Below are 10,053 nucleotides of genomic sequence, written 5' to 3'. Positions count from 1 at the left end.
GTGCTATCGGGTGGTGACTGAGCTTGTGGCCGAGTCGGAGGATTCTTCGGACGCGGGGGGTGCGCTCACGTCGACGAAGTCATCGGTTCCCTGCGAGTGTACCGCGCCCGGAGGAGTCCATTCGCGCCCCGGCTGGTACGGCGAGGGCTCGAAGCCCGGGTGGCGGCGCTTCTGCACGATCATGATGACCAGACCCACGACGACGCCGAGGATCGCGGCCCACACGTTGGTGCGCAGACCGAGGTAGACCTCGCTCGGGTCGATGCGGATGGATTCCCACACGATGCGACCGGCGGAGTACCAGACGAGGTAGAGGCCGAACAGCCGGCCCCACTGCAGACGGAAGCGGCGACCGGCCGCGGCGATGATGATCACGCCCATGACGTTCCAGATGACCTCGTAGAGGAAGGTCGGGTGGAAGAGGGTGCCTTCGGGCAGACCCGCCGGCCAGGCCGGGTTCGGGTACCTGATCTCCAGGCCCCACGGCAGGTCGGTGGGCAGGCCGTAGAGCTCCTGGTTGAACCAGTTGCCGAAGCGGCCGAACGCCTGCGCCAGCAGGAGCGCGGGCGCGAGCGCGTCGGCGAAGGTCCAGAAGCGGATGCCGCTCCACTTGCAGCCGAGCCACGCACCCACGGCGCCGCCGATCAGGGCGCCGAAGATGGCGATGCCGCCCTCCCAGATGCGGAAGATCGCCCACAGGTCCTTGTCCTCGCCGAAGTAGAACCCCGGGTGCGTGAGGACGTGGAAGATGCGTGCGCCGATGATGGCCAGCGGCACCGCGAGCAGCGCGATGTCGATGACGACCCACGGCTCCGCGCCGCGCTTGGTCAGACGGCGGTTGGTCCAGAACGTGGCCACCACGATGCCCGCGAGGATGCAGAGGGCGTAGAAGTGGATCGTCAGCGGGCCGAGCTGGAACGAACTGATCGGCGGGCTGGGGATGCTCGCGACGACGGAGAGGGCTGCAGAAGTCACGACGGCGAGTCTACGCGGTGCCCGGACGCGGTCCTGCGCCGCGGGACAGCTCACGGGTCGTGGCGGCGAGGCCGTCCACACCGCCGTCGCGGAGCGCGCGCACGAGCGCGGTGCCCACGATGGCGCCGTCGGCGTAGTCGAGGACACCGTCGACTTGGTCGGCCGTGGAGATGCCGATGCCGACGCAGGCGTTCTCGACGCCGTGCGCGCGCAGGCGATCGACGAGGGCGCGGGCCGCGGCATCCAATTCCGTCCGCTCCCCCGTGATGCCCATCGTCGAGACGGTGTACACGAAGCCGGTGGAGTGCTCGGCGATCATCTTGATGCGCTCGTCGGTCGAGGACGGTGCCGCGAGGAAGATGCGATCGAGGCCGGTGCGCTCGGAGGCGGCGATCCACTCGGCTGCCGCGTCGGGCGTGATGTCGGGAGTGATGAGGCCCGCTCCGCCGGCGGCGGCGAGGTCGTCGGCGAACCGGTCCACGCCGTACTGGAACACGGGGTTCCAGTACGTCATGACGACGATCGGCACGTCGACGCGCTCGGCGATCGCGCGGACGGCCGTGAACGTGTCGCGGAAGCGGAAGCCCGCCGCGAGGGCGGCCTGCGTGGCCTCCTGGATGACGACGCCGTCCATGACAGGGTCGGAGTAGGGCGGGCCGAGCTCGAGGATGTCGGCGCCGTTGTCGGCCAGGGCCACGGCGGCGTCGATGCTCGTCTGCAGGTCGGGGTATCCGATCGGGAGGTAGCCGACGAACGCGCCGCGACCGGATTCCTTCGCGGCGGCGATCGCGGCCGCGACGCGCGAGGTCACAGCTCGACCCCTTCGCCGCTGCCGTGCTCGGGGTCGGCCGGGACCTCGACGGGCTCCTTGTCGGCGTCGTACAGCTCGAACCAGCGCGCGGCGGTGTCCATGTCCTTGTCGCCGCGGCCGGAGAGGTTGACGGCGAGGATCGCGTCCGGACCGAGCTCGCGGCCGATGCGGAGTGCGCCGGCGAGGGCGTGCGCCGATTCGATCGCGGGGATGATGCCCTCGGTGCGGCTGAGCAGGCGCAGCGCCTCCATGGCCTCGGTGTCGGTCGCGGGGATGTACTGCGCGCGGCCGATGCTCGCGAGCCACGCGTGCTCCGGCCCGACGCCCGGGTAGTCGAGGCCGGCGGAGATCGAGTGCGACTCGGTCGTCTGCCCGTCCTCGTCCTGCAGGACGAAGGTCTTCGCACCGTGGAGGATGCCGGGACGGCCGCGTTCGATGGATGCCGCGTGCTTCGGCGTGTCGACGCCGTCACCGGCGGCCTCGACGCCGTACAGCGCGACGCCCTCGTCGTCGAGGAACGCGTCGAACATGCCGATCGCGTTCGACCCGCCGCCGACGCACGCGATGACGGCGTCGGGGAGGCGGCCGGTCTCGTCGAGGAGCTGCTGACGCGCCTCCTCGCTGATGACCTTCTGGAAGTCGCGCACCATCGCCGGGAACGGGTGCGGGCCCGCCGCGGTGCCGAAGATGTAGTTGGTCGTCTCGACCGAGGCGACCCAGTCGCGGTACGCCTCGTTGATGGCGTCCTTGAGGGTGCGGGAGCCGGTCGTGACCGGCACGACCTCGGCGCCCAGCAGCCGCATCCGGGCGACATTGAGGGCCTGGCGCTCGGTGTCGACCTCGCCCATGTAGATCGTGCACTCGAAGCCGAACAGCGCGGCGGCGGTCGCGGTGGCGACGCCGTGCTGGCCGGCGCCGGTCTCGGCGATGACCCGCTTCTTGCCGAGCTTCTGCGTGATGAGCGCCTGACCGATCACGTTGTTGATCTTGTGCGACCCGGTGTGGTTGAGGTCCTCGCGCTTGAGGAAGATGCGTGCGCCGCCGGCGTGCTCGGCGAACCGCGGCACCTCGGTGAGGGCGGAGGGCCGCCCCGCGTAGACGTTCAGCAAGCGGGCGAACTCGGCCGCGAAGGCGGGGTCGGCCTTCGCATCCTCATAGACCGTCGTGAGCTCGTCGATCGCGGCGATCAGCGACTCGGGCATGTACCGCCCGCCGAACTCGCCGAAGAAGGGACCGTTCTCTGCGCGAAGACTCATGAGCCTGCCTCCAGGAAGGCGGCGAGCGTCGACACGGGGTCGTTCGTGACGAGCGCTTCGCCGATCAGGACGACGTCGGCGCCGGCGCCGCGGTAATGGGCGACGTCGGCGGGTGAGAGCACGGCGGACTCGGCGATCTTGATGACGCCGTCCGGCAGCTCGGGGGCGAGCCGGCCGAAGAGGTCCCGGTCGAGCTCGAAGGTGGAGAGGTTGCGGGCGTTGACGCCTACCAGGCGCGCGCCGATGTCGCCCGCGCGCGCGACCTCTTCGGCGGAATGGGTCTCGACGAGAGGCGTCATGCCGAGTTCGACCACGAGCGCGTACAGCTCGGCCAGCACGCGCTGCTCGAGACCGGCGACGATGAGGAGGGCGAGGTCGGCGCCGGCGGCGCGGGCCTCGAACACCTGGTACGGCGTCGCGATGAAGTCCTTGCGGAGCACCGGGAGGGTGACGGCTGTCCGTACCGCCTCGAGGTCGGCGAGCGAACCCTTGAACTTGCGCCCCTCGGTGAGCACCGAGATCGCGGACGCTCCCCCGATCTCGTAGCGGCGCGCCTGCAGCGCGGGATCCGGGATGTCGGCGAGGTCACCGCGCGACGGGCTCGCGCGCTTGACCTCGGCGATGATCTTGACGCGGTCGGCGGGGGCGAGAGCGGCCAGCGCATCGATGGCGGCAGGCTGCGCGAGCGCGAGCTTCTCCACCACGGCCAGGGGGCGGACGGTCTCCCGCTCCCGTGCGTCCTCCACCGCGCCGGCCGTCAGGTCGGCGAGCACGTCAGTGCTGCTTCGAGACGGTCTTGGATCCGCCGACGCCGTAGCCCGCCTTGGTCATGATGTAGCCGACGATGAGGCCGATGACCAGCAGGACGACCGAGAGCCAGACCATGAGCGGCATCTCGAGGAAGAAGAAGACGGTGCCGATCGTCAGGGCGATGAGCATGATGACGACCGTCGTCCATGCCGCCGGGGAGTGTCCGTGGCCGGGGTCCTCGATGCCGCTCATTGTTCTCCTTCGCATGCAGGTTCGGGGGCGGCCGGAGCCGCACCACCAGTCTAGCGGGGCGGGCACCCTCCCCCGCCCCGGACGCGTCAGCTCGTCGGATCCTCACCGCGGGACAGGTCGTCCCAGGAGTCGATGCTGTCGCGGGGGCCGGTCCCGGCCGCGCGCGTCGTGCGGTACTTGCGGCCGCCGGCGCTCCACCGGTGGGCGGTCGCGAGGACGACCACCCCGCCCAGCACGATGAGGGCGGATGCCGCGGCCGTCACCCCGGGCCAGGGCGTCGCCGTGATCCCGGACACGATGCCGGAGATGCCTTGCGCGCCGCTGAGGCCCGTGGCATCCGTCACCGGCCCTGCGACGGCGTCGATGGGCTGCTCGGCTGCGATGCGGAAGGCTCCCCAGCCGAGCCCCGCCCCGAAGCCGATGGCGACCACCGCGAAGACGTAGCGGAGCGCACGCCCGACGATCGTGAGCGCGAGGCCGAGCGCGAGCGCGGCGAGGCTCAGGGGCGCAAGCACCGCCAGCGCGTCGGCGCCGGGGACCGGGACCGCGAGCTGCGAGCCGTCGTTCAGGGTCGCGTTCAGCCAGGTCTGGGTCGACCCGATGATGCCGACCGCGCCGCCGAGGAGGATCGCCAGCACGGCGGACAGCCGCATCCGGCGCGCGGTGGCCTCGGTCACGAGAACTCGCCGATCACGGGGTCGAGGTCGTCGGCGTCGAAGCACGTGCGGTCGCCGGTGTGGCAGGCGGCGCCGACCTGCTCGACGCTCACGAGGAGGGTGTCGCCGTCGCAGTCGAGGCGCACGCCGCGGACGAACTGCGCGTGGCCGGAGGTGTCGCCCTTGCGCCAGTACTCCTGCCGCGACCGCGACCAGAACGTCACGCGACCCTCGGTGAGCGTGCGGCGGAGGGCCTCGGCATCCATCCACCCCAGCATGAGGACCTCGCGCGTGTCGTGCTGCTGCACGATCGCGGGCACGAGGCCGTCCGCGTTGTAGACGACCCGCGCCATGCGCTCGTCGATCGATCCGGTCATCGCCGCACCTCCACACCCGAGGCCGCGAGGGCCTGTTTCACGTCGCCGACGGTCAGCTGGCCCGAGTGGAAGACGGATGCCGCGAGCACCGCGTCGGCGCCGGCCTCGATCGCCGGCGCGAAGTGCGCGGCGTCGCCGGCACCGCCCGAGGCGATCACGGGCACGGACGAGACCTCGCGCATGAGGGCGACGAGCTCGAGGTCGAAACCGTCCTTCGTGCCGTCCGCGTCGATCGAGTTGACGAGGAGCTCGCCCGCACCGCGCTCGATCGCCTCGCGCGCCCAGGCGAGCGCGTCGAGGTCGGTCAGGGTGCGGCCGCCGTGGGTCGTGACGGCGAACCCGGAGGCAGTGTGCGGGGCGCGCTTGACGTCGAGCGACAGGACGAGCACCTGCGCGCCGAACCGGTCGGCGATCTCGCCGAGGAGCTCCGGCCGCGCGATGGCCGCCGAGTTCACGCCGACCTTGTCGGCACCGACGCCGAGGAGGCGGGCGACGTCCTCGGCCGAGCGCACGCCGCCGCCGACCGTGAGTGGGATGAAGACCTGCTCGGCGGTGCGCTGCACGACGTCGTAGGTCGTGTCGCGCGCGTCGACGGTCGCGGTGACGTCGAGGAAGGTGATCTCGTCCGCACCCTGCTCGTAGTACCGGCGGGCGAGTTCGACGGGGTCGCCCATCTCGCGCAGGTTCTCGAAGTTGACGCCCTTCACGACCTTGCCGGCGGCCACGTCGAGGCACGGGATGACCCGGCAGACGAGCGACACGTCAGAGCCTCGCGTTGTGGATCGCCGTCACGAGGATGGCGCGGGCGCCGATCTCGTACAGCGCGTCCATGACCTGGTTCACGGTCTTGCGCGGGCTCATGACGCGCACGGCCACCCACTCCGGGTCGCGCAGCGGCGAGATCGTCGGGGACTCGATGCCCGGGGTCAGCGCGACCGCCTGGTCGACGAGGTGCGCCGGCAGGTCGTAGTCGATGAGCACGTAGCGGCGGGCGACCATCACACCGCGCAGGCGCCGCAGCAGCGTCTCGGTGCCGGGCGCCTCGGTCGGGGCGCCGATGAGGACCGCCTCGGACTCGAGCAGGACGGGGCCGAAGATCTCGAGCCCGGCCTGGCGGAGCGTCGTCCCCGTCGAGACGACGTCGGCGACGGCATCCGCCACGCCCAGCTGCACGGCGGACTCGACCGCTCCGTCGAGGGGCACGAGGTCCACAGCCACGCCGTGCTCGTCGAGGTAGCCGTCGACGAGGCCCGGGTAGGCCGTCGCGACGCGCAGACCGTCGAGGTCGGCGAGCTCGGTGAAGCGTCCGGGAGGACCGGCGAAACGGAAGGTCGAACCGCCGAAGCCGAGCTGCTCGATCTCGCGGGCCCCCGGCATCCGGGCGTCCAGCAGCAGGTCGCGGCCGGTGATCCCGACGTCGAGCGCGCCGGAACCGACGTAGGTCGCGATGTCCTTCGGACGGAGGTAGAAGAACTCGACGTCGTTGACGGGGTCGATGACGTGGAGGTCCTTGGGGTCGCGTCGGCCGGTGTACCCGGCTTCGGCGAGCATCCCCGCCGTGGTCTCGGCGAGCATGCCCTTGTTGGGGACGGCGATGCGCAGCATGGAACGTCTTTCGGTGTGGAGGTGTGCGGACGGCGGGAAGGACCGATCAGAGATGTCGGTACACGTCCTCGAGCGTCAGCCCCTTCGCGAGCATCAGCACCTGCAGGTGGTACAGCAGCTGCGAGATCTCCTCGGCCGTCTCGGCGTCGGACTGGTACTCGGCGGCCATCCAGACCTCGGCTGCCTCTTCGACGATCTTCTTGCCGATCGCGTGGACGCCCCGGTCGAGCTGCGCGACGGTTCCGGATCCCTCGGGACGGGTCTCCGCCGTCTCGGTCAGCTCGGAGAACAGTCCGTCGAAGGTCTTCACACCCTCCAGGGTACCGGCACGGCGCCGCGGGCCGGTTCCCGTGACGAGGTCGTCAGTGCCGGTGAGCGGATGCCGCGGCTGACCGGAGGGCGCGGATCGCCGCGCCGGGTTCCTCGGCGCCGAACACCGCGGAGCCCGCCACGAACGTGTCGGCCCCGGCCTCCGCCGCCTGCGCGATGGTCGACTCGCCGATACCGCCGTCGACCTGCAACCAGACGTGCGACCCGCGCCGACGCGCCTCGTCGGCCAGGCGACGGAGCTTCGGCATCTGGTCGGCCATGAAGCTCTGCCCGCCGAAGCCGGGCTCGACGGTCATCACGAGGATCTGGTCGAACTCGTCGAGCACGTCGAACAGCTGCTCGACGGGGGTCGCCGGCTTCACGGCGACACCGGCGCGCGCCCCGATGTCACGCAGGCGCCGCGCGAGCGCGACGGGTTCGGCGGCCGCTTCGAGGTGGAAGGTGACGGATGCCGCGCCGATCTCGGCGTAGCCGGGCGCCCACCGGTCGGCGTCGCTGATCATGAGGTGCACGTCGAGCGGCACGGGACTGGTCGCCTGGATGCGCTCGACCATCTGCGGGCCGAACGTCAGGTTCGGCACGAAATGGTTGTCCATGACGTCGACGTGGACGAAGTCGGCCGACGCGATGCGGGCGAGCTCCGCCTGCATGTTCACGAAGTCGGCGGCGAGGATGCTGGGGTTGATGCGTACGTCGGAGTCGGCCACGTCAGCCATTATCCCGGCGCCCCGTCGTCTTTCCTGCAGGGTCACGAACGGCGCAAGAGCCAGATCGACATGGCGTCGGTCGCGTGACGGTGCGGCCACAGCTGCGCGCGACCGGAACCGTCGGCCGGTGCGGCGAGATCGATGTCGCCGCCGGAGATCTCACGGAGCACCGCGCGGGCGTCGAGCTGGGTGAGCTCGGCGCCGAAATGACGCTCCACCTCGGCGACCACGCCCGCCGTCTCCGCCAGGTGCGGGGAGCACGTGACGTAGGCGACGACTCCGCCGGGAGCGAGCGCGTCGACCGCCGCGGTGAGGAGCTCGGTCTGCAACTGCGTGAGCTCGGGGACGTCGGCGGGGGCCTTGCGCCACCGCGCCTCGGGGCGCCGACGGAGGGCACCGAGTCCGGTGCACGGCGCGTCGACGAGGATGCGGTCGTACACGCCCCGCCCGGCACGCGAGCGGCCGTCCTCCTCCGACACCGGCACCTCGAGCGGGACCGCGGCGACCGACTGGCGCACCAGTCGCGCGCGTGCCGGGGAGAGCTCGTTCGCCTCGAGCCGGGCGTCGTGCGCGAGCGCCTCGGCCGCGAGGACCGCCGTCTTGCCGCCCGGAGCGGCGCACAGGTCGAGCCAGCGCTCGCCCTCGCGGACGGGCAAAGCACGGGACAGCGCGAGGGCGGCGAGCTGGGACCCCTCGTCCTGGACGCGCACGGCGCCGCCCGAGGCGCGCACGATGCGATCGGGGTCGCCGCCGGCGAGCCGGAAGCCCAGCGGCGAGAACGGCGTGCGATCGGCGTCCGCCGGGATCTCGCCCACGCCCGGGAGGGCCGACAGCGTCACCGTGGGCGCGGCGTTGTCCGCCGCCAGCAGGTCGAGCAGCTCCGCCTCGCGACCCTCCGCGGCGAGGGCGCGTCGGAAGGCGCGGATGATCCAGACGGGATGGGCGTATCGCACCGATAGCCGCTCGTCGTCGGAGCGGGCGGCATCCTCGATACGCGACAGCCACTCGTCCGCATCCCGTTCGGACACGCGGCGCAGGACGGCGTTCGCGAAACCCGTCGCACGACGTCCGGCGACGCGCCCCACGAGGTCGACCGTCTCGTGGACCGCGGCGTGCGCGGGGACGCGCGTCGCCAGCAGCTGATGCGCGCCCAGTCGCAGCGCGTCGAGGACGGCGGGGTCGATGCCCGAGACCGGGCGTGCCGCGGCGATCTCGATGATCGCGTCGTAGGTGCCCACCCGGCGGAGCGTGCCGTAGGTGAGTTCGGTGGCGAGGGCGGCATCCGCCGTCGACAGCCGGGCGCGCTCGAGTTCGCGCGGGAGCAGGAGGTTTGCGTAGGCGTCTTCCGCACCGACCGCGTGGATGACGGTGTACGCGACGTCGCGCGCGGCGGTCACGACGACTCCCCCGGCAGGTCGGCGCGCGGATCGTCGGACCGGAGCCCACGCCACCAGTCCGCGGCGGGCATGGCGCCCTTGCCGGCGGGCTGCACCGTGCGCAGGAGCAGCGTCCCCTCCCCCGTCCCCACGAGCACGTCGCGGCCGACGAGGGCGAGCCGGCCGACCGCGAGGTCGGTGTCGGGACCGCGCAGGGCGGCGTGGACCTTCACTCGGGCGCCGCCGACGGAGAGGTGCGCGCCGGGTTCCGGGGTCGTCCCGCGGAAGCGGTCGACGACACGGTCGGCGGGCTGGGTCAGGTCGAGCGCGCCGTCCGCCTGCGTGAGCTTGGGGGCGAGGGTCGCCTCGCCGTGCTGCGGGGTCGCGACGGCGCTGCCGTCGTCGATCGCGTCGACGACGCGGGACACCAGCTGGGCACCCGAGACCGCCAGGTCGGCGAGCACGTCACCCGCGGTCGCTCCGCGCGGGACGTCGTAGCGCAGCTCGTCGTACACGTCGCCCGCATCCAGGGCCGGGACGAGCTGGAACACGGCGGCGCCCGTCACCCGGTCGCCCGCGATGAGCGCGTGCTGCACCGGCGCGGCGCCGCGCCATTTGGGGAGGAGCGAGAAGTGCAGGTTGATCCATCCGTGCCGGGGCGTCGAGAGCAGGGGCTCCCGCACGAGACCGCCGTAAGCGACGATGACACCGAGGTCCGCGCCGAGGGCGGCGATCTCGGCGGTCGCCGCCTCGTCGAGCCGGTCGGCCTTGACGACGGTCAGTCCGAGCTCCTCGGCCGCCACCGCGACGGGGGACGGCGTCAGCACGCGCTTGCGTCCGACGGGGGCGTCGCGACGGGTGACGACGCCGACGATCTCGTGGGACGAGGCGACGAGGGCGCGGAGCGAGGGGACGGCCGGTTCGGGGGTTCCGGCGAAAACGACGCGCATTCAGGTCC

The 10,053-nt window shown here is 72.0% G+C and carries 13 protein-coding genes; all 13 read right to left on the bottom strand.

Annotated elements, in window-relative coordinates; all coding sequences use genetic code 11:
* Positions 1-3 precede the first annotated feature (3 nt).
* The 13 genes from lgt to fmt all read right to left on the bottom strand — a co-directional run bounded on the left by lgt (position 4) and on the right by fmt (position 10,045).
* Positions 4-975 (bottom strand): prolipoprotein diacylglyceryl transferase, encoded by a 972-nt coding sequence (gene lgt, locus Q9S71_RS10055; RefSeq protein WP_311862140.1) that lies wholly within the window; start codon positions 973-975, stop codon positions 4-6.
* Between the two features lie 10 nt (positions 976-985).
* Positions 986-1,786, bottom strand: a complete 801-nt coding sequence (gene trpA / locus Q9S71_RS10050) for a tryptophan synthase subunit alpha (RefSeq protein ID WP_311862139.1) — start codon at positions 1,784-1,786, stop codon at positions 986-988.
* On the bottom strand, positions 1,783-3,042 hold the full coding sequence (gene trpB, locus Q9S71_RS10045) for a tryptophan synthase subunit beta (RefSeq protein WP_311862136.1): 1,260 nt from the start codon (positions 3,040-3,042) through the stop codon (positions 1,783-1,785). The genes trpA and trpB overlap by 4 nt, the downstream gene beginning before the upstream one ends.
* The gene (gene trpC / locus Q9S71_RS10040) at positions 3,039-3,815 is read right to left on the bottom strand and encodes an indole-3-glycerol phosphate synthase TrpC (RefSeq protein ID WP_311862133.1); all 777 of its coding nucleotides are present in this window, start codon (positions 3,813-3,815) and stop codon (positions 3,039-3,041) included. Before trpC ends, trpB begins: the two co-directional genes overlap by 4 nt.
* A gap of 1 nt (position 3,816) precedes the next feature.
* A complete protein-coding gene (locus Q9S71_RS10035; protein ID WP_217531891.1) occupies positions 3,817-4,044 on the bottom strand; it encodes a DUF6704 family protein in 228 nt (75 codons plus the stop codon).
* Positions 4,045-4,130: 86 nt separating this feature from the next.
* The gene (locus tag Q9S71_RS10030; RefSeq protein ID WP_311862130.1) at positions 4,131-4,721 is read right to left on the bottom strand and encodes a Trp biosynthesis-associated membrane protein; all 591 of its coding nucleotides are present in this window, start codon (positions 4,719-4,721) and stop codon (positions 4,131-4,133) included.
* The gene (hisI, locus tag Q9S71_RS10025) at positions 4,718-5,077 is read right to left on the bottom strand and encodes a phosphoribosyl-AMP cyclohydrolase (RefSeq protein WP_064002052.1); all 360 of its coding nucleotides are present in this window, start codon (positions 5,075-5,077) and stop codon (positions 4,718-4,720) included. Before hisI ends, Q9S71_RS10030 begins: the two co-directional genes overlap by 4 nt.
* Entirely contained in the window at positions 5,074-5,838 is a 765-nt protein-coding gene (hisF, locus tag Q9S71_RS10020; RefSeq protein WP_064002053.1) for an imidazole glycerol phosphate synthase subunit HisF, read from the bottom strand. The genes hisI and hisF overlap by 4 nt, the downstream gene beginning before the upstream one ends.
* 1 nt (position 5,839) lies before the next feature.
* Positions 5,840-6,682, bottom strand: a complete 843-nt coding sequence (gene hisG / locus Q9S71_RS10015; protein WP_064002054.1) for an ATP phosphoribosyltransferase — start codon at positions 6,680-6,682, stop codon at positions 5,840-5,842.
* A 46-nt stretch (positions 6,683-6,728) separates the two neighbouring features.
* A complete protein-coding gene (locus Q9S71_RS10010; protein WP_311862126.1) occupies positions 6,729-6,992 on the bottom strand; it encodes a phosphoribosyl-ATP diphosphatase in 264 nt (87 codons plus the stop codon).
* Positions 6,993-7,044: 52 nt separating this feature from the next.
* Positions 7,045-7,728: a ribulose-phosphate 3-epimerase gene (gene rpe, locus Q9S71_RS10005; protein ID WP_311862124.1), complete on the bottom strand. Its 684-nt coding sequence runs from the start codon at positions 7,726-7,728 to the stop codon at positions 7,045-7,047.
* Positions 7,729-7,760: 32 nt separating this feature from the next.
* Positions 7,761-9,116, bottom strand: a complete 1,356-nt coding sequence (locus tag Q9S71_RS10000) for an RsmB/NOP family class I SAM-dependent RNA methyltransferase (protein ID WP_311862122.1) — start codon at positions 9,114-9,116, stop codon at positions 7,761-7,763.
* On the bottom strand, positions 9,113-10,045 hold the full coding sequence (gene fmt / locus Q9S71_RS09995; RefSeq protein ID WP_311862120.1) for a methionyl-tRNA formyltransferase: 933 nt from the start codon (positions 10,043-10,045) through the stop codon (positions 9,113-9,115). Before fmt ends, Q9S71_RS10000 begins: the two co-directional genes overlap by 4 nt.
* Between the last annotated feature and the right edge of the window lie 8 nt (positions 10,046-10,053).

It is taken from the genome of Microbacterium gawkjiense (genome assembly GCF_031932225.1).
Lineage (GTDB): Bacteria > Actinomycetota > Actinomycetes > Actinomycetales > Microbacteriaceae > Microbacterium > Microbacterium gawkjiense.
Note: the sequence above shows the minus strand (reverse complement) of the source record. Positions and strands in the feature narration are given on the sequence as shown.